General features: G+C 57.9%; 22 protein-coding genes, 1 pseudogene and 1 riboswitch. Of the genes and pseudogenes, 9 read left to right on the forward strand and 14 right to left on the reverse strand.

The features are described from left to right. Positions 1-316: 316 nt before the first annotated feature. Together DEALK_RS04795 and DEALK_RS10130 are read right to left on the reverse strand one after the other, a co-directional pair. On the reverse strand, positions 317-1,111 hold the full coding sequence (locus DEALK_RS04795) for a phage replisome organizer N-terminal domain-containing protein (RefSeq protein ID WP_058439166.1): 795 nt from the start codon (positions 1,109-1,111) through the stop codon (positions 317-319). 187 nt (positions 1,112-1,298) lie between these two features. Then, the gene (locus tag DEALK_RS10130; RefSeq protein ID WP_186007577.1) at positions 1,299-1,454 is read right to left on the reverse strand and encodes a hypothetical protein; all 156 of its coding nucleotides are present in this window, start codon (positions 1,452-1,454) and stop codon (positions 1,299-1,301) included. Between the two features lie 403 nt (positions 1,455-1,857). On the opposite strand from DEALK_RS10130, the gene DEALK_RS04800 reads away from it, so the two are divergent. Both DEALK_RS04800 and DEALK_RS04805 read left to right on the forward strand, forming a co-directional pair. Further along, the gene (locus DEALK_RS04800; RefSeq protein WP_058439167.1) at positions 1,858-3,138 is read left to right on the forward strand and encodes a tyrosine-type recombinase/integrase; all 1,281 of its coding nucleotides are present in this window, start codon (positions 1,858-1,860) and stop codon (positions 3,136-3,138) included. After that, complete coding sequence (locus DEALK_RS04805) at positions 3,135-4,706, forward strand: recombinase family protein (protein WP_058439168.1); 1,572 nt, start codon at positions 3,135-3,137, stop codon at positions 4,704-4,706. Before DEALK_RS04800 ends, DEALK_RS04805 begins: the two co-directional genes overlap by 4 nt. Here the strand turns inward: DEALK_RS04805 and dnaN are convergent. The 7 genes from dnaN to DEALK_RS04840 all read right to left on the reverse strand — a co-directional run bounded on the left by dnaN (position 4,673) and on the right by DEALK_RS04840 (position 14,095). Further along, on the reverse strand, positions 4,673-5,803 hold the full coding sequence (gene dnaN, locus DEALK_RS04810) for a DNA polymerase III subunit beta (protein ID WP_058440039.1): 1,131 nt from the start codon (positions 5,801-5,803) through the stop codon (positions 4,673-4,675). The two genes, DEALK_RS04805 and dnaN, sit on opposite strands and share 34 nt — an antisense overlap. A 491-nt stretch (positions 5,804-6,294) precedes the next feature. Beyond that, a complete protein-coding gene (locus tag DEALK_RS04815; protein WP_058439169.1) occupies positions 6,295-7,572 on the reverse strand; it encodes an ABC transporter permease in 1,278 nt (425 codons plus the stop codon). Beyond that, entirely contained in the window at positions 7,562-8,251 is a 690-nt protein-coding gene (locus DEALK_RS04820; protein WP_240608217.1) for an ABC transporter ATP-binding protein, read from the reverse strand. The genes DEALK_RS04815 and DEALK_RS04820 overlap by 11 nt, the downstream gene beginning before the upstream one ends. 1 nt (position 8,252) lies before the next feature. Beyond that, a complete protein-coding gene (gene pyk, locus DEALK_RS04825; RefSeq protein ID WP_058439170.1) occupies positions 8,253-9,692 on the reverse strand; it encodes a pyruvate kinase in 1,440 nt (479 codons plus the stop codon). 63 nt (positions 9,693-9,755) lie between these two features. Next, entirely contained in the window at positions 9,756-12,299 is a 2,544-nt protein-coding gene (gene mutS / locus DEALK_RS04830; protein WP_058439171.1) for a DNA mismatch repair protein MutS, read from the reverse strand. A gap of 106 nt (positions 12,300-12,405) precedes the next feature. Beyond that, on the reverse strand, positions 12,406-13,062 hold the full coding sequence (thiE, locus tag DEALK_RS04835) for a thiamine phosphate synthase (RefSeq protein ID WP_058439172.1): 657 nt from the start codon (positions 13,060-13,062) through the stop codon (positions 12,406-12,408). Further along, positions 13,034-14,095: an AIR synthase family protein gene (locus DEALK_RS04840; RefSeq protein WP_058439173.1), complete on the reverse strand. Its 1,062-nt coding sequence runs from the start codon at positions 14,093-14,095 to the stop codon at positions 13,034-13,036. Before DEALK_RS04840 ends, thiE begins: the two co-directional genes overlap by 29 nt. Positions 14,096-14,149: 54 nt before the next feature. Next, a riboswitch (TPP riboswitch) is annotated at positions 14,150-14,256 on the reverse strand. A gap of 200 nt (positions 14,257-14,456) precedes the next feature. Between DEALK_RS04840 and DEALK_RS04845 the strand changes: the two genes are divergently transcribed. The 3 genes from DEALK_RS04845 (at position 14,457) to DEALK_RS04855 (ending at position 15,515) form a co-directional block, all read left to right on the forward strand. Beyond that, positions 14,457-14,726, forward strand: a complete 270-nt coding sequence (locus DEALK_RS04845; protein WP_165802731.1) for a YtxH domain-containing protein — start codon at positions 14,457-14,459, stop codon at positions 14,724-14,726. Between the two features lie 31 nt (positions 14,727-14,757). Next, positions 14,758-15,078, forward strand: coding sequence for a YtxH domain-containing protein (locus DEALK_RS04850; RefSeq protein ID WP_058439175.1), 321 nt, complete (start codon positions 14,758-14,760; stop codon positions 15,076-15,078). Positions 15,079-15,152: 74 nt separating this feature from the next. Then, on the forward strand, positions 15,153-15,515 hold the full coding sequence (locus tag DEALK_RS04855; protein WP_058439176.1) for a nitrous oxide-stimulated promoter family protein: 363 nt from the start codon (positions 15,153-15,155) through the stop codon (positions 15,513-15,515). On the opposite strand, the gene DEALK_RS04860 is transcribed toward DEALK_RS04855, so the two are convergent. From DEALK_RS04860 to DEALK_RS04875, 5 genes and pseudogenes are all read right to left on the reverse strand, one after another. Next, positions 15,512-16,039: a GNAT family N-acetyltransferase gene (locus DEALK_RS04860; protein ID WP_058439177.1), complete on the reverse strand. Its 528-nt coding sequence runs from the start codon at positions 16,037-16,039 to the stop codon at positions 15,512-15,514. The genes DEALK_RS04855 and DEALK_RS04860 overlap by 4 nt on opposite strands. A 32-nt stretch (positions 16,040-16,071) precedes the next feature. Then, on the reverse strand, positions 16,072-16,440 hold the full coding sequence (locus DEALK_RS10235; RefSeq protein WP_338032945.1) for a PDZ domain-containing protein: 369 nt from the start codon (positions 16,438-16,440) through the stop codon (positions 16,072-16,074). Continuing rightward, a pseudogene (locus DEALK_RS10370) lies at positions 16,420-16,548 on the reverse strand (glutaredoxin family protein); the annotation flags it as partial. The pseudogene DEALK_RS10370 and the gene DEALK_RS10235, both read right to left, overlap by 21 nt. A 118-nt stretch (positions 16,549-16,666) precedes the next feature. Further along, a complete protein-coding gene (locus tag DEALK_RS04870) occupies positions 16,667-17,254 on the reverse strand; it encodes an indolepyruvate oxidoreductase subunit beta (RefSeq protein WP_058439178.1) in 588 nt (195 codons plus the stop codon). Further along, the gene (locus DEALK_RS04875; protein WP_058439179.1) at positions 17,251-19,053 is read right to left on the reverse strand and encodes a thiamine pyrophosphate-dependent enzyme; all 1,803 of its coding nucleotides are present in this window, start codon (positions 19,051-19,053) and stop codon (positions 17,251-17,253) included. The genes DEALK_RS04870 and DEALK_RS04875 overlap by 4 nt, the downstream gene beginning before the upstream one ends. 125 nt (positions 19,054-19,178) lie before the next feature. Here DEALK_RS04875 and mobA point away from each other — a divergent pair, with 125 nt between their 5' ends. The 4 genes from mobA (at position 19,179) to DEALK_RS04895 (ending at position 22,189) form a co-directional block, all read left to right on the forward strand. Further along, positions 19,179-19,856 (forward strand): molybdenum cofactor guanylyltransferase, encoded by a 678-nt coding sequence (mobA, locus tag DEALK_RS04880; protein WP_058439180.1) that lies wholly within the window; start codon positions 19,179-19,181, stop codon positions 19,854-19,856. Beyond that, on the forward strand, positions 19,853-20,581 hold the full coding sequence (locus DEALK_RS04885; RefSeq protein WP_058439181.1) for a DUF362 domain-containing protein: 729 nt from the start codon (positions 19,853-19,855) through the stop codon (positions 20,579-20,581). The genes mobA and DEALK_RS04885 overlap by 4 nt, the downstream gene beginning before the upstream one ends. Before the next feature lie 217 nt (positions 20,582-20,798). After that, complete coding sequence (locus DEALK_RS04890; RefSeq protein WP_058439182.1) at positions 20,799-21,338, forward strand: ECF subfamily RNA polymerase sigma factor, BldN family; 540 nt, start codon at positions 20,799-20,801, stop codon at positions 21,336-21,338. After that, positions 21,335-22,189 (forward strand): DUF5667 domain-containing protein, encoded by an 855-nt coding sequence (locus DEALK_RS04895; protein ID WP_058439183.1) that lies wholly within the window; start codon positions 21,335-21,337, stop codon positions 22,187-22,189. Before DEALK_RS04890 ends, DEALK_RS04895 begins: the two co-directional genes overlap by 4 nt. The last annotated feature ends 49 nt before the right edge of the window (positions 22,190-22,238 follow it).

Raw genomic sequence — 22,238 nt, forward strand, 5'->3', positions numbered from 1 at the left:
CCCGAACTTGTGCCGCCCAGGCAGCAAGAACATCGACGATAAATAGACCCGGTTCCCGTAGACCTCGTTGCCACCGCCAGATCTGTACTCTTGATACCCCGATAGAACGAGCGACCGCAGTCCTTGTGACTCCGCTTTCCATGATAGTGCGGATGTCTTTCCCTACTCGACCCCGTTTCTCAAGTGCGTATTTCATAGCGAATCTAAGATCAACTTTCTGTGTTATCCTCCTATGCCGCCGCTCGACCTCTTGAGTGACCACATAGTGTTTATTAATATCACCTGTCGAATTTGTTACCATATCAGCAACGCATCCTCAGTTCACCACCACGAGATTACTGCTGGATTTAGGGTGTCCCCCGTTGCCGCGGCAAGCAGAATCGCGCAGCCCGTTTTCCAAAGTTTTCGCCATATACCTGACCGGGTTTCTGGCTTCGGCGAGAGCGGCCACTTTAATGGATTCACGGACTTTGCCGGCGCCATACTTTGCGGTCAAGTCTTTCAGGGTCTCGGCAATACCGGGAGCGACGGAACGTCCGGTTTGTGACTCGTAAAACCTGATAATCCCATCATCGTCATCATCATCCGATCCCTTGGGGGGTAGGGGGGAGGTTTTATTTTCTTTTACTCTTTCTTCTACTCTCTTAATAAGAGGTGTCCTTGGACTGTCCGTGGATGTGTCCACGGACAAGCCTATTTCCGGGAGAAGATTTTGCCTGATTTTAGTCACGAGTAGCTTCTTTTCCGCCCGTTGCTGCCTCTTGCCCCGGGCTTCTTTCTCGTGCAATGTCAGGAGGCGCTTCGATTGGTATTTGTCCCAGTTGTTTAAGCAGATGACCCCTTCATGTACCTCAATCATTTTGAGATCATGAAAGAGTTTCATAGCCTCTCGGACTAATTGCGGTTGGAAATGAGTGACAGCGCTGAGTGTTTCATCGTCATAGGGCACACCTTCGGCAAGATAGATAAGACCGCCGTTATTAACCTTCCCGGCCAAGAGCAACAATTTGACCCAGAGGTAGGCCATGGCGGTCCCGTTTGGCTTCGATTCAATAATAGCCACCTTGTCATCTTGGAGAAGACAAGTGTGAAGCATGATCCAGTTAGCCATCTTTCCCTCCCCCGGCTGCCGCCAGGCTGTCGAAGTAAGCCGCCCACTCCCGCAGATCCGCGTCGGTCCCGGACCGGACTGTCACCCGAAGGGAAACAGTTACCGGCCCGGGTCGACGGAAAGGGGGTGAACCCGCCTTGGGTCTAGGCGGCAGCATAATGGAGCGGGAGGCGGCCATGGCATCGGCCTACGAAGAGGCCGCCCTCCGGGCTTCGTTGACTTTCTTGAGTGCGATCAGAAGCGGATTGCCGCCTCGGCGCCCCCAACGGCGATAACAATCATCGCCGTGCTGACGCTTGATTTCAGCAACTCTCTCAGCCTGTTGTTGTGTTTTTGCTGTCATCCTTTACCTCCAGCGGTATGAATAGGTTTCTATAGTTAACTATTGACAGTGTAACCTGTAGTCATATACTATATGTTCACAAATGGTTACTGAAAGAAAAAATATTTTTAAACGCACCCGCAAAAGAGGAAAACCAGTCCAAGTACTAGGGCTGAAGATATCTGTTGATATTGTGCTTTCGATTGAACAAGATGTTAAATACCTGTGTGCATTGTATGGACCATTATCAGTATCCCGATCTCTGGGGATATCGAGAACTGCGCTGCACTATTACAAAACTGGGAAACGAAAGCCTAAATTGTTGATCTCCGTGGCAATACAAAACTGGGCGAAAGAAGAAAGGGACAACGAAAATAAAAAGTCCGGCCAGGTGCGCTAACACCCGGCCGGGAAGGAGACGACAATGGTACAAGCATCGCCGCTCCCGGAAGGTAGTCTAACAAAAACCCGCCCGCTAGTCGATGGATTCCTTGAGAGTTGCGACAAACGCGGCCTCAGCCCCCGAACCGTGACCTATTATCGGTCCTTCTTGAACGCCTTCGCCGGCCAGTATCCCGCGATCCCCTCGGCGGTTGAACCCGTTGAAGATTTCATATCCAGCTACACCTCGAGCGATGAACGCCGGCATGGTTGCTTCCGGACCCTCCGGGTTTTCTATCACTTCCTTGAGGACCGCTACAACCTGGCTAATCCCATGAAGAAGGTTACGGCGCCGCGGCGGTTGCCTAAGGCCAAGCGAGGCCTGTCCAGGGAAGAGATCAAGCGCCTTCTGGAGTTCCCGAGCCACTCACCCGTAATCCGCGCTCTTCTCTACTTCCTGGCTGACACCGGCAGCCGGATCGGGGAAGCTGCCAATCTTACCCGTGAAGATGTTTTCGAGAGCACCGTAAGGATCAGCGGCAAGACCGGCGAGCGGATAGTACCGGTCAGCCCACAGGTCCGCGCCATGCTGCTGAAACTCGGGCCCGGGCGATTATGGGATCACACTCCCTGGTGGCTGACCCGGCAGGTGTCCGCTGCGTTTAAGACGGCCGGGTTCCCTGGCTTGACCGCCCATTCCCTCCGCCATAGCTTCGCTCAGAACTGGCAGGGTTCCGATCTGGCGCTCAAGGCTATGGGCGGCTGGCGGTCGATGACGATGGTGGAACACTACGCCGGGCAGCGGCCGGCAATGGTGGAGAAGGAGCATGGCCAGTATTCTCCCCTGGCGCCGGTAAAACTCGAGGCCGGAGGTGGTACCGGTACTGCGGAGATCAGAGACATGCTGCAGGGATTAGTCAAAGAGCGGCAACGCGGCGATCTCTCTCAGTTTTTAACCTTCGCTGAGGGTATGCCTGGCGTTTTCAGTATGGCCATGGCGAGATACTTTTTCCACTCGTTGATGTACAACGTCTCGAGGATGATTCGGGATGAAAATAGCAAGGTTCTCCCGTTGGGATCGGTCAAGGCGGCGGCCTATATGCTGTTGCATGGTGTCTACGGCAAGGATAAAGACGGTGAGATGGATCCAAAGACCCGGGCGGAGATCAGTAGATTCGCCGACGTGATGATGCACCAGGTCGATGCCATGTTCAAATCATTTGTATCCGAGCAGTACGCCGCGGCGATGAGTTATAAACAAGTTGCTGAAATCGAAGAAACTCCGGAATTCTTTGACCTCTTTAGATGGGAGGAAGACATTTGACCATCGCGGCGGTCTATTGTCGGGTTAGCACCGAAGACCAGGAGCGGGAAGGGACCTCCCTGGACACCCAGGAGGCGCTTTGCCTGGAGAAGGCGGCGCAGATCGGGTATGACGTGCCGGCTGAGTTCATCTTCCGGGAGGCGGCCTCCGGGCTGACCACTAATCGGCCGCGGCTGACGGAGCTGCGCGCCGCGGCGGCCGTAGCCGGCAAGTTCAAGGCTATCATTGTCCTTAAGCCGGACCGCTTAGCCCGCAACGGCGAGGACATCCTGTCCCTGTTCAAGGAATTCAAGATCGGCGGCGTCAAGCTCGTATTCGTCAAAGAGGAATTTGAGGACTCGCCGGCCGGCAAGATGTTGGCTTTCGCCATGGGATGGGCTGCAGAAATGTACGTCCATGCCACCAAAGAGGCCACCAAGCGCGGCAAGGCGGCGCGGATGGCGGAAGGGAAGATCGCCCAGGGCACCGGTCCCGGGATCTACGGCTACACCTGGGACAAGCTCAACAAACAGCGTGTCATCGACGAAGCGCAGGCGGCGGTTGTCCGGGGAATCTTCGACCTGATCTCTCAGGGTAAAGATTGTTTCACCGTGGCCAAGGAGATCAACGGCCGCGGCATTCCAGCGCTCAAGGGCGGTCCGTGGCATGCCCGGACCATCCGCAATGTGGCCACCAACCCGGCATACATGGGAGTGACGTACTACGGACGGACTCACCGGGAAGGGAAGAAGACCATCCGGCTGCCGGAAAGCGAATGGAAGACCATCGCCGGCGCAACGCCGCCCATCGTCTCCCCGGCAGCGTTCAAGGCGGCGCAGGACGCCCTGCAGCGGCCGAAGGGGAGGACCGGCAAACTCAAATATGCCCCGTATCTCCTGACCGGCTTCCTCCGGTGCGGTGAGTGCGGTAGCCCGATAGTCGGCGGCGCTATGGACCGCGGCCGGTACCGGTACTACCGCTGCAGGGGGACTTTCCCGCGGGAGACAGGCGATACGGCGATCTGCCGCGCCCGCTACATCAAGGCTGACGAAACGGACGCCGCGGTATGGGCGCAGGTCAAGGAGATCCTCAAGCATCCGGACGTGCACGCCGCCATACTCAAACGGAAGATGGACGCCGCCAAGGATGCCGGCAGCATCGAGTCATTGGAGAAGACGATCAAGAAGCTGGAAGGCCAACTCAGAGCATTTGGCGGACAACACCAACGGCTTATGAGCCTGTTTTCTAAGTTCTCCACCGGGGAGATTGATACTTCGGATGCCTTGTTAGATCAAATTAACCAAGTGAAAAAGGACCGGGAGAAAGCCGAGAAAGACCTAGCCACAGCCCGCTACGCCCTGGAACAGCTGCGGGAGATGGAACAGGTTGAATTACAATTGCCGGCCTTCTGTGCCCAGATACTGCCGAACATAGAAAACGCCACTTTTGAAGATAAGAGGGCGGCACTTTCCCTATTAAAGTTTGCCGGGACAGTCACCAATGGGCACGTCGATGGTGAGACGATTATCCCCTTTAGGATTCAGTCTAAAGCTACTCACCATTGGACAAACATCGGCATCACTACGTGAACGTAATTGTCCGTTCCAACCGGCCGGATCACGCCGGGGCTTGACGGCCCCGTGACCTCCAGCGCCACCTGGCCTTCGGAAATGACGCCCAGCACGTCCAGCAGGTACTTGCCGTTGAAAGCTATCTTGGCTTCCTCGCCGGAGACCGCGGCGTCCAGTTCGGCCTGATCCTCGCCGATCTCCTCGGAGCGCGCTGTGATGGACAGCCGGCCCGGCGTTTTGCCGCCGCCCGGGGTCATGATCAGCCTTACGATGCCTCCCCCGTCGCGGGCGAAGATCTGGGCGGTGCGCGCCGCCATCAGGAAAGCCGGCGTCTCGACTACGGCGCGGGTGGTGTGGGACTGCGGGATGATCTGGCTGTACTGCGGGAAGGCGCCCTGCAGGAGCTGGGACACCAGCTCGACGTTCTTGAGCTTGAACAGTATCTGGCTCTTCTGGGTATCCACGGTGATGCCGATGCTTTCGTCGCCGTCGCTCAAGAGTCGGCTGACCTCGGACAGCGTCTTGGCCGGGATGATGGCCTTGACTTTCTGGGAGGCGGCTTCGGCCAGGGGCATCTTGTAAACCGCCAGGCGGAAGCCGTCGGCGGCGGCCAGCGTCAGGACGGAGCCCTCGAACAGCGCGTCGATGCCGGTCAGCACCGGGCGGGACTCGTCGGTGGCCGCGGCGAAGACCACCCGGGCGACGCCCTTCTTGAACTCGGCGACATCGACTTTGACCGCCACGCCGTTCTCCACCCGGGGGATGGGCGGGAAGTCCCGGGCGTCGACGCCGGTCATCCGCGCCTCGAAGCGGGCGCATTTCATGGTCAGTATCTTCTTGGCCGAAAGGGCCATCTCGATTTTGTCGTTGGGCAATGAGCCGATAAACTCGGTCAGCAGCTTCGCCGGCACGGTGGTGGCGCCTTCTTCCTCGATCTTGGCTCCGATCCAGCACGACACCGCGATCTCCAGGTTGGTGGCTGAAAGCTTCAGCCGGCCTTCGTCGGTAGCCACCAGCACGTTGCTGGTGATCGGCAGCGTGGAGCGTGAGGCGGCAGCCCGGCCGACAATAGCCAGCCCTTTGCTCAGGTTCTCTTGCAGACAGGATAGGCGCATATGGGGTTCCTCCGGTTTCTGGTTAGGTAGTGAAAGATTATACGCCGGTGCAGGCGGGGAGGCAATCATTTTTTTAGCTATTTTGCCTTCGCCCGAAAGGCGGAAACCGGCGCCCGGCCGCGGCGGCGGTTGTGCCTTGACATAATAAAATAACGTCCCAAAAACGACAAAACCCACTTGACGATTACGAAGAACTCATGTGCTATAATCCCCACATGCCTTTAAGGACTCTTGCCTTGCCGGAGACTCTTCTTCCGTTCGTGGTGAGCCTGTCGAACCATGAACGGGGGCGGCGCGTCGACGGTCGTCTAATCCCGTTCGCGGTGAGCCTGCCGAACCATGAACGGAAATGTAGAACCGGAGTGAAAGCGTATGCCGGAGAAATCGTTCTCAAAATCCACGAATATCGAATCCCCCGATTGGCTCAACGCGGCAAAATCGGTTCGTTCCCCGAAAAACATGTTATTTATCGAGGAAACAAAAACAAATAGCTATTCGTACCGCAGCGCCTCGACCGGGTCGAGCCTGGCCGCCCGGTTGGCGGGATACAATCCGGCCAGCAGGGCGATGACGGTGGTTAGGGCGATGACGCCGGGAATGAGCCACCAGGTGAACGATGAAAGCTGGAAGCCGGGGAAATCGGACAGGAACGTCCTCGCCCCGATGACATTGAGCGCTTGTCCGGTCAGGAGCGCCAGCACCCCGCCGGCCGCTCCGCCCAGAAAGCCCAGGGCGGCGCCCTCGGCGGTGAACATCAGCCGGATGGTGCCGCGGGTGGCTCCCACCGCCTTCATCACCCCGATCTCCCGGGTGCGCTCGTGGATAGCCATCAGCAGGGTGTTGATGATGCCGATAGCCGCCACCACCAGGGCGATGATGCCGAAGGCGGACAATCCCACCTGGATAACGTTGAATACGGAGTTGATCTCCGCCAGGATGTCGTCGGAGGTGAGGGCGTTCCAGCCCTCGGCCTTTACCGCCGCGGCGATAGCTTTGACATCGGTTAAGGCCGCCGCCTTGAGCTGCACGGTGAAGCCCGGCTGCTGCTCGGAGTATCTCAGGGGGTTGCTCTGGTAAAAGCGGGCCATCTCGATGGCGTCGGACTGGGTGATCAGGAGTTCGGCGGTGGAGATTTTCTTATCGATGACGCCCTTGATGGTGAAGGTATAGTCGTGCGTTTCAGTCTCGTAAGCCAGCTGTTTGCCCACCGACACGGTAACCTGCCGCCCGATAACGCTCTCGTCGTCAGGCCAGCCGAAAGTGGTCAGGTAATCGTAGGCGATCAGGCACTGCCCGGCGTCGCCTTCAGTGATGTGGCTGCCAAGGAACAGCGGGCGGATGGCAGCCTCGTACTCCGGCACCCCGTCGACGTTCACGGTGTAGATCTTGGAACTGCCCTGGGGCTGGATGTAGCGGGCGGAGACGCTCACCAGGTAATCAACCCGCTCGACGCCGGGAATGGCCCGCAGCTTTTCGAGGTCGGCCGCCGTGAAGGGCAGGATGACGACAGTCTCGATGCTGGAGATTTCCTGAGGCCGGCCGCCGCCCTGGAAGACATTTATGTCCCGCCCGGAGGAGACTATGATCGCGTCCTCCGGGAAGGTCTGGCCGAACTGGCCGACGATAAATCCCTTGAGCCCGGTGCCCAAACTGGCCATCAGCGCCACCAGTGTCGCCCCGATGACCACGGCGGCTACCGTCAGCAGGGTGCGCATCTTGCGCCGCCACAGATTGGAAAAAGCCATAGCTATAATTTCGTTAAACGGCACGGCTGTCTCCGGTAATCAGTCCGTCGCGCAGCGTCACCACGCGGCGGGATCGGCGCGCCAGTTCGACGTCGTGAGTGGCGACGATCAGGGTGATGCCCTGTTCCTGGTTGAGGCGCCCCAGCAGGTCCATGATCCGGGCGCCGTTGGTGGTGTCGAGGTTGCCGGTCGGCTCATCGGCGACGATGATCGCCGGGCTGGTCACCAGGGCGCGGGCGATCGATACCCGCTGGCGCTCGCCGCCGGACAACTGGTTTGGCCGGTGACCGGCGCGGTGTCCCATACCGACGGCCTCGAGAGCAGCCCTGGCCCGTGCCAGGCGCTCTGTTTTCCCGACGCCGGCGAAAAGCAGCGGGATGGCGACATTCTCCTCGGCGGTATAAGTGGGATGAAGGTGAAAAGACTGGAAAACAAACCCGACGTTTTTGTTGCGGTACTCAGCCAGTTCCCTGTCCGAAGCCCTTGACAGGTCGCGGCCGTCGACGGTGATGCTGCCCTCGGAGGCGGTGTCCAGCCCGCCGATCAAATGGAGCAGCGTGCTTTTACCTGAGCCGGACGGCCCGACGAACGCGGCGAAATCCCCCTTTTCCAGGTCGAGCGATACTCCGGCCAGAGCGTGGACCGTTTCTTCGCCCAGGCGGTAGTCCTTTTTCAGGTCGCGAACACGGATGAAGATCTCCACGTTACGTGATTTCCTGGACCTTGAGGAGGTTGGTGGTGCCGGCGACGCCCAGCGGCACGCCTCCGGTGACCACGATATTATCGCCGGTCCTGGCGAGTTTGAGTTTCCGGCACAAACGCACCGCAGTGGAGAAGAGGTCATCCACTGTTTTAGGCGTCGGTATCTGAATGGCCTGGACGCCCCAGTTGAGGATCAGCCGGCGGCAGGTATCCCCGTTGGGAGAGATGGCCAGGATCGGCGTGCTCGGCCGGTATTTGGCGACGCGCCCGGCGGTCGAACCGGACGACGTGAAGGCGACAATGGCGGCGGCTTTGAGGCGCCGCGCTGTCAGGCAGGCGTTGTAACTGATCAGTTCCTCGGTCTGGTTGACCAACCATGTGTCGCGTTCAGCGATCCAGAGGTCGTACGGCAGGACTTTTTCGGTCTCCATAGCTACCGCTGACATCATCGCAACAGCTTGCACCGGGTATTTGCCGATTGAAGTTTCAGCCGAAAGCATCACCGCGTCGGTGCCGTCAAATATGGCGTTGGCAACGTCGCTGACCTCTGCCCGGGTCGGTCGAGGCGCCGCAATCATGGATTCCAGCATTTGAGTGGCGGTTATTACAGGCTTGCCGGAGCGGTTAGCCTTATGGATGATTTCCTTCTGAACCAGAGGCAACTGTTCCAGCGGGATATCAACCCCCAGGTCTCCCCGGGCGACCATTACGCCGTCGGCTTCAGCCAGGATCGAATCGAAAGCCGCTACCGCCGTACCCCGCTCGATTTTAGCAATCAATGGAATCTCGGCGCCGGATTTCTTGATTATGCGGCGCACCTGGATTATGTCCTGCGGCCGGCTGACGAATGATAAGGCGATGAACTCCGGGCGCTGGCTGACGGCGAACCTGATATACTCCTTCAACTGTTCGGTCAGGAACGGCATGCTGGATTTGCGGCCCGGCACGGCAATCCCCCGGCCGGGGGTAAGTTTCCCGCCGACTATCACCGTACAAACAGCACTGGTTGGAGTTACATCCTGGCATTTGAGCTGAAGGGCGCCGTCGTCAAGTAGAATGATATCCCCGGCCCGTACATCGCGGGGCAGCGTCGGCAGATTCACCGGCACTAGCCTTTCGTCGCCGATTACCTGCTCGGTGGTCAGAGTGACGGAGGCGCCTTGTTCCAGCCATACCGACGCGGTCTTCAGCTGGCCGGTCCGGTATTTAGGTCCCGGCAAGTCGATCAAAACTGCTATCGGCAGCCCCAGCCGTTTACTTTCAACGCGAATTTGTTTGATATATTCCGCGTGCTCGTCAGTGCTCCCGTGGGATAGATTGAGCCGGGCGATATTCATACCGGCGGTTAGAAGCGCCGATAACTGTTCCGGCGATCCGGAGGACGGGCCGATGGTCGCGACAATTTTTGTCCGGCGAGGACAGAGAGGCTTTTTGGGTTTCATACCGGCATTATCACACAAGATGGAGGTGCGCTCAAAACATCAGCTTCGATGTGAACGGACCGGTTATTCCAGCATTTGTTTGAGGGTGTACAGCATTTCCAGCGCCTTCCTGGGGGTCAACGAATCGGGATCCATTCCCCTGATTAGTTCGATTGCTGGAGACGGCGGATTCAGGAAAGAAAGTTGAGCCGAAACAGGTCTGGCGGACGCTGGTGTTTCGGTCTTCAGGTTTTCCAGTTCGGCCAGAATTTCGTTGGCCCGGCGGACAACCGGTTTGGGCAATCCGGCGATTTTAGCGACGTGGATGCCGTAGCTGCGGTCTGTCCCGCCGGGCTGGATTCGATGGAGAAAAATAACTTCTCCCTTGTCCTCAGTGACCGCCACGTTGAAATTTCGCACCCTGGGGAGGCGTTCAGCCATGGAGATCAGTTCGTGATAATGAGTAGCAAATAACGTTCGGGCACCAAGTCGCTGATGAATGAATTCCACTACCGCCTGCGCTATGGCCAGTCCATCACTGGTGGAGGTGCCTCGCCCGATTTCATCCAGGATAAGCAGGCTGCTGGACGTCGCGCTGGATAAAATCAACGCCGTCTCCACCATTTCCGCCATAAAAGTGGATTTCCCTGAAACCAGATCCTCCCTGGCGCCGATTCGGGTGAAGATCCGGTCGCAAATGCCGATTTCGGCGCTGGTGGCGGGAATGAACGACCCTATTTGTGCCATCAGCACGATAATTGCCACCTGCTTCAAATAGGTGGATTTCCCGGCCATATTCGGCCCGGTAAGGATGATGATCTGGCTGTCGCCGGTCTCCAAGTCAATATCATTGGGAACGTAAGCGCTGTGATCGAGTGTCTGCTCGATGACCGGATGGCGGCCGCCGACGATTTTTATCACCGGCCCGTCAACCATGATGGGTTTAACATAGGCATTTTCAACCGACATTGACGCAAGAGCGCTCAAAACATCAACGCGGGCGATTGCTTCAGCCAGGCTTAGTAAAGAATCGGCTGACTGCCCGATTTGCTGCAGAACGCGCCGGTATAGAGAAGTCTCCAGGTCGGCCAGCCGCTCCTTCGATGACAGTACCCGCAGTTCAAGTTCCTTGAGTTCCGGGGTTATGAACCTTTCAGCATTGGCTAACGTCTGCTTGCGGATATACCGAATCGGCACCTGAGATAGATTGGGATTGGAGACCTCAAGATAATATCCGAAGACTTGATTGAAACCGACTTTTAGCGTCTTAATGCCGGTTTGGGAACGCTCAGTAGCCTCAAGCTGGGCGATGAATAACCTGGAGTTGGCAGCCAGATCTGTAATCTTGTCAAGTTCAACCGAAAATCCAGCCCGGATCACGCCCCCTTCGCCAGGGCTGGCCGCCGGTTCAGGCTCAATAGCTTCATGGATCAATCGCACCAGGTCTGGTAACGGATTTAATCCGCCCCTGAGTCCTTTCAGCGCCTCACCCTCCAGCGCGCACGCCAGTTCAGGGACTGTTTCCAGGCTGCGCTTCAATGCGATAAGTTCCCGCGGCATGGCGGTCAAGGTCTTTATCCGGTTGGCTACCCGCTCGACATCGGCCACCTGTTTCAGTTTTTTCTCGATCTCTTTTAACTTCAGATGCTGGCTGCGCAGAGCCTCAACACATGCCTGGCGTTCCATGATGCGCTGGCGGCTGAGAAGGGGCTTCCCCAGCCAGCGCCGCAACATGCGGGCTCCCATCGCCGTTTTGGTCCGATCAACAATGCCTAACAACGAACCGCGGACGCCGCCGGTGGTGGCGTTTTGGAAAACCTCCAGATTGGTCAGGGTATTATCATCCAGCGCCATGTACTCTGCGGTTGAATAATTTGAAATGTGGCTCAATACGCCGAGAGCACTCTGATTAGTCTCCCGAAGATAGGTGATAATAGCCCCCGCTGCAGCAATGGCAAGCGGTTGGTTTTCAAGGTTGTATCCTTCCAGCGTTGATGTCCTGAAAGCAGCTTTAAGAGTATCCGCGGCAGATTCCGGTTCAAAAACACTGGGGTCTAGTTCGGTTATCGACATGCCACGAGAGAGGCAAGTTTCGGCGCCAGTTGGCAGAATAAGTTCGGCCGGGTGGATCCGTCCCAGTTCGGTTTCTAGCCGCTCGGCAGGAATCTGGGCGGCGGCAAATTCGCCGGTCGAGATGTCGATATATGCCAACCCGCAGGACGTCCCGCCAGGTGCGATTGAAGCCAGGTAGTTGTTTATTCGGACGTTCAAAAGGGCTGGTTCGACGATTGTCCCCGGGGTGACCACCCGGACCACCTCACGCTCCATCAAACCTTTGATTTCACCTGGGCGGGTAGTCTGTTCGCAGACGGCGATCTTGTAGCCTCGCCCGATCAGTCTCGCGATGTAATTCTCGGCAGCATGGTAGGGTATGCCAGCCATAGGCACTTTGATGCCTTTGCCCATCTCCCGGGCGGTCAGGACTATCTCCAGTTCTCGGGCGGCCAGTTCGGCATCAGAGTCGAACGTCTCGTAAAAATCACCAAGGCGGAAAAAGACGATTGAATCCGGGTAACGCTTTTTGATACGCAGGTATTGCGCTCGCAGCGGAGTCAGGTTCTCAGTCATAGTGGCTATTGTAACCCAAGATCATAGGCGGCGCTATCCCCAGATCAACCGCCGCCGGTCCAGACACCAAGCTCCGGCGTCAAATTTGCCCGGCACCCGGAGAGGGTTATCCATGGGCTTTACCGATTGCTGACCTGATCTCCAGGACCCTTTGACCTATATCTTCCGCGCCGATCAAGCCGGAAATCATCGCCAGGATGACTCGGCCCCGGGCGGCCACTTCGCCTGCGTTCTCTAGACCGATGCCGCCGATAGCGACAATTGGCACCTTTGACCTAAAGAGAGAATAATCCAGTAGCTCAAGATTGCCCGGCGGCGAAGCATCAGGCTTGGTCGTCCTGGCTTCGAAGATTGGCCCGACACCAAGATAGTCAACTTCCGTTTGGTTGACGGCCGCGTCCACTTGTGGAGCGGTTGATACCGACAGGCCGATGAGCATTTGCCCGCCGACAATGGTGCGCGCCGACTCCGGAGCGATGTCATCCTGGCCGAGATGCAGGCCGTCAGCTTCGACCGACCTGGCCAGCAAAGCGTCGTCGTTGACGATGAAGCACGCCTCGTGTTGCCGGCAAAGATCGCGGATGGCACGGCATTCACTGTAATTCTGCGCCGAAGGGAAATCCTTCTCCCGGTATTGGATGATTTTGACTCCGGCTTCGAGCAACAGCCGGGCTGTCTCCACATTGCCGCGGCCGCGGCAATGTGAGCTTGAAAGAACAGCGTAAATATCGGTCTCAGGCAGCCTGTTTCTTGGCAGCATCATAAAAAGCCCGCCAGAAAGGATCGACGATGGGATGCTTGAGTGGCTTCTCATTATCGCCTTCGGCAAGGATCATGCCGTATTCGGGGTCGGTCAACTCCCCGGCGATTGATGACTTTATACCTCTGGCACTCAAAGCATTCACCACGGCAGCCGCCCGGTGCGGACGGCAGGTAATAATGAGGCTGCCTTCGGAAATGGCAGCGTAAGGGTCATCAATGCCGAACATACGGCAGATCTCGGGCACGCCGTCCTCGATGACTATCTTATCCTTTTCGATTCGGGCGCCGCATCCGGCAGCCTGGGCCACCTCATATAACCCGCCCCAGAGGCCGCATTCGGTGGCATCATGCATCGAGCTGATGCCGGCGTCCCGAACTCCGACAGTGACGGCCGTAAGCGCATCTTCCACGACTGACATCTGGAAGAACAGGCTTTCAGCGCGGCGGGCGAAAGGTTCGCCGTACCTTTGGGCGATGAGGTCAGGGAACATGGCGGCAAAAATGCCGCATGCCTCGATCGCCGGACCTTTGGTGATGATGATTTTGTCTCCCGGCCGGGCAAATCTTGGTGAAACGTACTCATCCAATCCGCCGACCCCCAGCATCGTCGCCCCCCCGACCATAGGGTAAGCGCAGCCGTCATATCGGGCGGTGTGGCCGGTGATGACGTTGATGCCCATTTTTTCGCACTCCTTGTGCATCACATCCCACATCGTGGCTAATTCTTCCTTGGTCATGCTCATCGGCAGGTTAAGGTCGATGGACAGGAACTTCGGTCTTAACCCGGAGGTCACCGAATCCGAAGCGATGATGTGTATGGCAAACCAGGCCGCCCGTTTGAAACCGTATTGTGGGACGATGAAGACCGGATCGGTGGTGAAAGATACCGCCTGGCCGCCGATGTCGGCGATACCGACATCGACCCCGTGTTGCGGCCCGACCAGTACTTTATCGCTTTTGGCGCCCAGTCTGGGAAAGATGATCTCCCGAAATATTTCAGGCGAGATCTTGCCGATTTCAGGTAATTCAGTCATATGGTTCCCCTTACGTTCTCGATTACAGAAAGAAAAAACCAGAAGACTAGCTTCTGTTGGAGTGTGGTACTTCCCTTCGCTCGAATTACCGAGACCAGGTTCCAAGGGTCTTCCCGGTGTTGCCGGGAACTCTCAGCCTTTCAGCTCCCCCAGTAACGATATTGAATTGTAGTCATAATAACAATTACTTGAGCGCGGGGGCAAATCCCGTCGAGAAAATAGGGGCTGGCTTTCATCGGAACAAGTAGTTTTACGGATTGTTTAAATTTGTGGATGTAGTATCCTATAAATACACAGCTAAATACACAGCCGTGCTATCCTGAGACGGTGACAAACGATGTATAATAGTGGAGGTGTGAATATGGAACGCGAAGCTGATGTTGGATTGGTTGCCGGACTCCTTTTTGGGGCGGCTATAGGCATCAGTCTGGGGTTGTTGTACGCGCCCAGGGCTGGTAGAGAAACGAGGGAATTGCTGCGCCTGCAGGCTGATCAGTTCAAATGCCGATCCGAAGCGCTCGGCGGAGACTTGAAGCAGACAGCTGAACAGTTCGGCAGCGTGGTTCGTGAACAGGCCAGGGAAGTGGTACATGTCTTAAAGGGCAATGGCGCGGGGAAGATCGAGGCTTAGATTCAGCCTAATTTACATAAGGAGGAATAACATGGAAAAAGGAACATTGAACGGACTGGTGGTGGGGATGGTAGTCGGAGCCGCCATCGGCGCCGGGTTGGGGCTTCTATACGCCCCTCAATCGGGACGAAAAACCAGGCGTGATATTCAAAAGCAGGTTGAAGACATTAAAGAAAAAGCTGAGGACCTGGGGCAGAACGTGAAAGGGCGGGCAGAGGAATTAAGCCATACGGTCAAGGATCGAACCGGCGATTTCACCCACTCGCTCAAAAAGCGGGCTGAGGACGCCGGGACAGCCTTTACCGAGACCGCGGAGAAGTATCGGCGGAAGATGATGGACTCCATCACCTGAACTGATTCTTGTGATACTCGCAGCGGTGCAGTCACTGACTGCACCGCTGCGCTATTCGTAATATATTGATATCAATGCAGATAAATACCCTGTTTGATCGTTCCCACCACCGCCTGAAGCGGGAAGCCCTGACTGTGCGGACGATGATCGCGATGTACTGCCGGGATCGACATCCTGGTGATGACCTCTGCATCGAATGCCGTGGCCTGGAAAAATATGCTCTTGATAGGCTCCGTCATTGCCCGTTCGGTGAAGGGAAGACGGTTTGTGCCCTGTGCCCGGTCCATTGCTACAGGCCGGTAATGCGACAAAAGGTGCGCGAGGTGATGCGCTACGCCGGACCGCGGATGATGACCCGCCACCCGCTCATGGCAGTCTCTCATCTGATCGATAAAAGGCGCAAGGAACCATTAAAAGCCCTGAATCCCAGCGCTTAGACCGGCACTCCCCGGGCGGACCATTCTCCCCGCTCGACCTTGAAAATGAGTTCCTGGTGAACGCTTTTACCGGCTGGCTTCAGGCCGAGCCTTTTTGCCAGTCTGAGCGATGGCGCGTTGTCTGGGTCAATGGTACAGGATATACAGCTCCGGTTCGGCGATCTGAAAAGCCAGCTGATCACCGCGGTTGCGGCTTCGGCGGCATAACCTCGTTTCTGAAAAGACGGGGTCACGGTGTAGCCCAGCTCGGCTTCGCCCCGGGGCAGAAAGTGGACACCGATATCGCCGATCAGTACCTGGCCTTCGCGGAGGAATATGCCCAGTTGAAACCAGGTGCCGGGGATATCTGGCCTGTCGGCTGTACCGGCGATAAATGCCGCGGCATCGGCGACGGCGGCTGGGCGAAAAGACTGGAAGCGGCAGATCTCAGGCAGCGATCGATAGGCGAACACCGCCCCGGCGTCTCTGATTGTCAGGCGTGTTAGCCTGAGCCGGGTGGTTTCGATGATAAGCTCGGCTGTCACCGGGCTATTGTATCAAAGCTCCAAATACCCGGCTACAGCATCCCCTCTGCCTGGCGCGGCGAGCCGTCCCGGACGAAGGTGATGCGGATGCGGGCGCCCTTTTCCAGCCCGGACAGAGCCTGGTCGAGGTCGGCCGCGCTGGATACTGTCGCAGTGTCGATGCGGGTGATAATGTCGCCGGGTTTCAACCCGGCAGCGGCGGCCGGTAAACCGGGTTTGACCGCCCCGATATAGGCACCGGAAACGGCCGGCAGGCCGCGGGAGGCAGTGATCTTGCGGGCGTCGGCCACCGAGGCTCCGAATGGAGGAGCGGCGGCGTTGCGGGCCTGGGCCAGGTAGTGCTCCAGTTGCTCCGGGTCGAAACCGACCACCAGATTGCCGTCTATGTCGGTCACCGGCACTGCCAGACGTCCGGTGCGCCGGGCTAAATCCTGGGCAGCGGCGGCGTCACGGGAAACGTCAATTTCGGTGAAGGGGATACCGCGTTGTGAAAGGAACCCTTTCACTGTATGGCAATGGGGTCAGGTCTGGGTAGTGTAGACAGTTACTTTCATAGCCAGCTCACCTCTATATCAGTATAACCCCGGAATCCCGCGGATCAAAAAGTCGTCGCCGCTCCGAGTTTGATTATCTGAGATACATGCTGCGGCCGGTTTCAAAAGCAACCAGATTGGGCTGCCGCAGCTTCGGCGGCAGCCCCGCTTCGATGGTTGACGCCAGCTTCTCGGCTTCGATGGGTAGGAATTTTGACGCATAGCCCAGCAGTACTGTATTAACCATCTTGGCGTTGCCCAGGCGGGATGCTGCGGCTGTGCCGGGCACCAGGTGCACTTCCGGGGTGAACCGCTCCAGCGCCGCGACGATCTCGGCGTCACAGGGGTAAACATCGCTGCCCAGAGTGACCGACAGCGGCGGCATAGCCAGGTCGTTGACCACGGCCGCGCCATCGGTTTTCAAGAAGTGGCCCCAGCGGATTGCCTCCAGTTTCTCGAAGGCGATCAGCACATCAGCCCCGCCCGCGGGAATGAGCGGCGAGGCGACTTGTTCACCGAATCGCAGGTGGGAAACCACCGAACCGCCCCGCTGGGCCATGCCCAGGGTGTCGGTCTTCTTGACGTCGTAGCCGGCTGCCAGGGCGGCCTCGGCCAGCAGGTTCGACGCCAGTACCACTCCCTGACCGCCGACGCCGACGATGAGGATGTTCTGGGTCTTCACGCCGCCACCCCGATGCTCTCGGAGATAGCCTCTTTCGGGCAGATTTGTTGACATAACGTGCAATATTCGCCAACGCAGACTCCGGGATCAACGATGATCCCGCCGCTCTCGCTCTTTTTGATGGCTGAGCAGCCGATTAGCAGGCAGGCGCCGCAGTCGTCGCATTTTTCGGTGCTGATTACTCGCGGCCGGCCGCGTTTCCGGGTCAGTGTCGGGCAGTCGCCGCGGACGATGATTACCTCGAGTTCAGAGGAGGCCATAGCCCGGCGCAATTCAGCGCGCACCGCCTTCAGGTCGAAGGCATCGACCACTGAAGCGTTCCGGACCCCCGCGCCGCGCACTAATTCCTCGATAATTACCCGCGGCGCCGGCTGCCCGGTGGCGGCCACGCCGCTGCCGGGATGTCCCTGGTGGCCGGTCATGGCAGTGGTGCCGTTATCGAGTATCAGGACGCAAATTTTAGCCTGGTTATAGACGGCGTTTAGAAGGCTGTTGATGCCTGAGTGCATGAAGGTGGAGTCGCCGATGACCGCCAGCGGTTTTTCGGCGGCGCCGGCCTTGGCCATGCCTGCCGCCTGGGAGATGCCTGCGCCCATGCAGCCGCAGGTGTCGATAACGCCCAAAGGTTGGTAGGCTCCCAGGGTGTAGCAGCCGATATCGCCGCAGATGGTCATCTTCGGCGTCCGCGGTTTCTTGCCGGGCAGCGTCGAACGGTGACCCAAACTCGATAGGGTGAAAAAGACTCCGGAGTGGGGACAGCCGGGACAGAGCAGAGGCGGCCGCCTGGCCAGCCCGGCTGCCGGCAAACTTTTCGCCGGAGCGTTGCTGATTATGCCGGCTTTAACGGCGCTATCGCGGATGATATCTGGGGAGAACTCGCCGGTGCGGGGGAAGATTTCCTTGCCCAGGGCGGCGATGCCCTGGGACCGCAGGGATTGTTCAATGAAATCTTCGAGTTCTTCGATGACCAGCAGTGTCTTGACCCGCCCGGCGAAGTCACGGAGCAGTCTGCCCGGCAGGGGGTGGGTCATTCCCAGCTTCAGGAATGAAGCATTGGGGAAGACCTCCCGGGCATACTGGTAGCCTATGCCGGAGGCGACGATACCCAATTCGGCCGAGCCTTCAACGACGCGGTTGAGCGCTGACGTTTCAGTGTAGGCGGCTAGTTTCTCCCATCGTTCCAGGACTTTGTGCCAGCGTTCGCGGGCGGCGCCCGGCAGCATGACCAGCTTACCCGGCTCGTGGCGGAACTCCGGTGTCCTTGCAGGTTCCAGTTTTGGCGACGGGATGACCACGCTTTTACTGTGGCAGACGCGAGTCGTCGGCCGCAGCAGCACCGGGGTGTCGAACTCTTCGGAGAGCTGGAAGGCAGTCCGGGCGAAGTCATAAGCCTCCTGGGAGTCCGACGGCTCCAGGCAGGGAACTTTGCCCAGCCGCGCATAGTTTCGGCTGTCTTGCTCGTTTTGGGAGGAGTGGATGCCCGGGTCGTCGGCGGCCACAATCAATAGCCCGCCGCGGACACCCGTTGTTGAGGCCGCCATGAAGGCGTCGGCGGCCACGTTCAGGCCGACGTGCTTCATGCAAGCCATAGCCCGCACCCCGGTGTAGCTAGCCCCCAGCGCCACCTCCACCGCCACCGCCTCGTTGGACGACCATTCGGAGTAGATGCCCGGGAATTTGGCGATGGCTTCTAGGATCTCCGTGGAAGGAGTACCGGGATAGGCGGCGGCCAGTTTCAAACCGGCGTGACAGGCGCCCAGAGCGATGGCCTCATTTCCGGATAACAGCAGGCGTTCCAAACGCACCTCGCCGACAGGAATAATTCAGGATAGATTACAAGTTGTTCAAAGTCAAACAGAGGGCGGCTATTGACTGTTATGTTAAAATTAATGTATAGGAGGGGCTGAACTAAGCCTACACAGTTTTGGAATTAAGTTGCATCGTTCTGGCCGGGGGCCGCGGCTTGCGGTTCGGCCGTAACAAAGCGCTTGAGACGCTCGACCACCAAACCCTGATCCATCGAACAGTCTCGAGCCTTTCTATTTTAGGCACCGAAATCGTCGTCGTCACCGGTCCGCATAACACGGAATTGGGGCTCGATACAATGGAGCGCGTCCGGATCGTCCTTGATGCCTGGCCCGGGCGCGGGCCGCTGGTAGGTATCTACAGCGGGCTGCTTAACTCTCGTTCCGAGATGAATCTGGCGGTGGCCTGCGATATGCCGTTCCTGAACCTGGGGCTGTTGCGTTATATGGCGGCGGCCTCATCAGGCTACGACGCTGTCGTGCCGCGGCTGGGTAAGGGTATTGAACCGCTTCATTCAATTTACAGCTGCCGTTGCCTGCCCAAGATCCGGACCATGCTCGACGAAGGCGTTTACAGCGTCAGCGAACTGCTCCGCCGTGTCAGTGTCCGCTACATTGAAGCAGATGAAATCGACCGGTTTGACCCGGAACGGCTGTCTTTTTTTAATATCAATACCGAAGCCGATATGAAACGCGCCCGCGAACTTGTCCGGCAAGGGGCGGAAAATAAGCTGACCACAGGGGCCGCAACCTGGTCGCCTGGTTTTGAAGTTCGGATGAAAGGGTTCCCGATTTGATTTACAGCGCATCCCAATTCACTTTCAAGGCTCCTGAAGCGATTTCCCGAGCCCGCCGCGTCCTGATTAAGCCTTCAGCCCATTTCGCGGCAGGGTACCCGGTCACCACCAGCCGGGATATGATCACCAGGATCATCAAGGGCATCCGCTGGATTTCGGACGCCGATATCATCATTCTTGACGGAACCCCCGGCGGCGAACCGGTCAAGCCTGTTTTCCAATCCCTGGGTTATGATTTCCCTAGAGTGTTGACTTTGGACGTGAAGGATTCCACCTGGGTGGAGGTGGATAATCCGCTGCCAAAGCCGTTTATCGTGCCGACCTTCTGGATACCCAACATAATTCTGTCGTCTGACTATCTAATTTCGGTTACGCCGCTGAAAGTGGTCAAGGGTCAGGGGCATTTCACCATCGCCAATCTTATGTCGCTGCTGCCGATAGTAAAATACGGCGGCGGCAAGGACGGTTGGAAAAACCTCCACGCGATGGGGTTAGATAAGGTGCTGGCGGACTTATATTTCACTCTACCCTTCGACATGGGGATCGTCGAAGCCCGTCAGAAGTTCATCACCGACGAGGACCCGTTGCACGGCACTGCTGAAGAGGTCGGCAAGATCTATATGGGCAAGCCTTTCGATGTTGACCTGGAGATCTCCGAGACCATGGGCATCAAAGCCGACTACCTGGAGAATATCAAGCTCGGCCGCCAGGAGATCGAGATCTAGGTCGCTTCCTCCGCCCACCCGTTTTACGCACCGCTGACCCTCGTCACCATCCTGCCATTGTTTCAACGCGGCAAAACGCCATTATTCCGTTAGTTTTTGTCATTACCCGGTGCTATCCCCGGCACAGCCCTTTCGTTATAATTATTGCACCGACCAAAAACCGGACAGTGTCGGTAAACTCTCGACACTCCGATGCCGACAAGGGGGTTTTTCCAAGGTGCAGGATGAGCACAGTCTAATAGCGCGGGCTCAGGCGCGTGACGCGGAGGCTTTCGGCCGCTTATATGAGGCCTATTTCGACAGGATCTACCGCTACGTGGCGCTCAAGATCGGCAGCCGTTCCGAAGCGGAAGACCTTACGCAGCAGGTGTTCATGAACGCTCTGGAATCGATTACATCCTACAAAGTGCGCGAGGTGCCCTTCTCCGCATGGCTTTACCGCATCGCTCACAACCAGGTGGTGGACTGCCTGAGAAAAAGGTCGCGCCGGCCGACGCTGGAACTGGATGAATCGCTGCCGCTGCCGTCGGAGGAGGATATCGCCGCCGAGACCGAACTGAAGCTGGAAACCAGGGAATTGATAGAGGCTTTGAAGAAACTGACGCCGTCTCAGCAGGAAGTGATAACCCTGCGCTTCGGCGCCGAGATGCCGATAACCGAGGTAGCCCGACTATTGGGCAAAACGGAAGGCGCGGTTAAGGCCATGCAGCACAGCGCCGTGGCCGCCCTGCGCCGGATAATGTGTGAACCGATATGAAACAGAACATTGACATAGACCAGATTTTCAACGACTGCCTGGAGGAAGTGACCAGCGGCCGGGCCACCGTGGCCGGCTGCCTGGAAAGATATCCGGAGCACGCCGCTGAACTGGAAAGCCTGCTGTTGACCTCGCTGGATATATCCAGGGCTGCCGCCGTAGCTCCGCCAGCCGGCGCCAGAATGCGCATCCGGTACGCTCTGAACGAACGCATGGCTGAATTGTCACGCCGCCAGGCCAGGCCTTTCTGGCGCTTCGGGTGGGCCAACGCTGTCGCCACTTTCGTACTGGGGCTGACGCTGGCCGGCGGGGGTGTAGCCTATGCCGCCTCCGGCGCGATGCCGGACCAGGTCCTTTATCCGTTGAAATTGTCTCTCGAAGAGGCGCTGGTCAGCCTTCCCATCCCGTCCGGCGCCAAGCTGGATTTGTACACCGCGCTGAATGACCGGCGCGTGGCAGAAATCGTATACCTCGCCGGCAAAGGCGATGCCCACACTATTATTGAAGTTGTTAGCCGCATCGAAAATAACTTCGCCGCCGCTGCCGCAATCAAAACCGGCAGCGCTGACTCGGGAATGCTCACCATGCCGTCTTTCGGACCTGAAAAATCTCAGGACGCGACTATCGCCGGGAGTCCTGAACCGCCGAATGTTGTTCAACCCCCCGGAGCCTCCGTGCCGGTTACCGCGCGTTCCTCGCAGGATGCGTCGCTTGCCGATTATGCCAATCAGCAGCTTGACACCCTGTCCAACACCCCGGCCGGCGGTTCCGCCGCCGTTCAGGCGGCTCTGGAGAAGGCTATCGCTGCGGTCCGCAACGGCTATGACTGGCTACTGTCGATAGAAGATTGATCCCTTACCGCCGGACTGTTCCGGAGTCACCCCTTTCTATTTGATTTCG

The sequence above is a fragment of the Dehalogenimonas alkenigignens genome, assembly GCF_001466665.1.
Lineage (GTDB): Bacteria > Chloroflexota > Dehalococcoidia > Dehalococcoidales > Dehalococcoidaceae > Dehalogenimonas > Dehalogenimonas alkenigignens.

Bases quoted from the DNA above. Each gene is read 5' to 3' on its own strand.
- thiE (WP_058439172.1), bottom strand. From the start codon at position 13,062: ATGATGCTGCCAAGAAACAGGCTGCCTGAGACCGATATTTACGCTGTT.
- mutS (WP_058439171.1), bottom strand. From the start codon at position 12,299: ATGACTGAGAACCTGACTCCGCTGCGAGCGCAATACCTGCGTATCAAA.
- DEALK_RS04795 (WP_058439166.1), bottom strand. From the start codon at position 1,111: ATGGCTAACTGGATCATGCTTCACACTTGTCTTCTCCAAGATGACAAG.
- DEALK_RS04840 (WP_058439173.1), bottom strand. From the start codon at position 14,095: ATGACTGAATTACCTGAAATCGGCAAGATCTCGCCTGAAATATTTCGG.
- DEALK_RS04845 (WP_165802731.1), top strand. From the start codon at position 14,457: ATGGAACGCGAAGCTGATGTTGGATTGGTTGCCGGACTCCTTTTTGGG.
- pyk (WP_058439170.1), bottom strand. From the start codon at position 9,692: ATGAAACCCAAAAAGCCTCTCTGTCCTCGCCGGACAAAAATTGTCGCG.
- DEALK_RS04850 (WP_058439175.1), top strand. From the start codon at position 14,758: ATGGAAAAAGGAACATTGAACGGACTGGTGGTGGGGATGGTAGTCGGA.
- DEALK_RS10130 (WP_186007577.1), bottom strand. From the start codon at position 1,454: ATGACAGCAAAAACACAACAACAGGCTGAGAGAGTTGCTGAAATCAAG.
- DEALK_RS04800 (WP_058439167.1), top strand. From the start codon at position 1,858: ATGGTACAAGCATCGCCGCTCCCGGAAGGTAGTCTAACAAAAACCCGC.
- dnaN (WP_058440039.1), bottom strand. From the start codon at position 5,803: ATGCGCCTATCCTGTCTGCAAGAGAACCTGAGCAAAGGGCTGGCTATT.
- DEALK_RS04895 (WP_058439183.1), top strand. From the start codon at position 21,335: ATGAAACAGAACATTGACATAGACCAGATTTTCAACGACTGCCTGGAG.
- DEALK_RS04855 (WP_058439176.1), top strand. From the start codon at position 15,153: ATGCAGATAAATACCCTGTTTGATCGTTCCCACCACCGCCTGAAGCGG.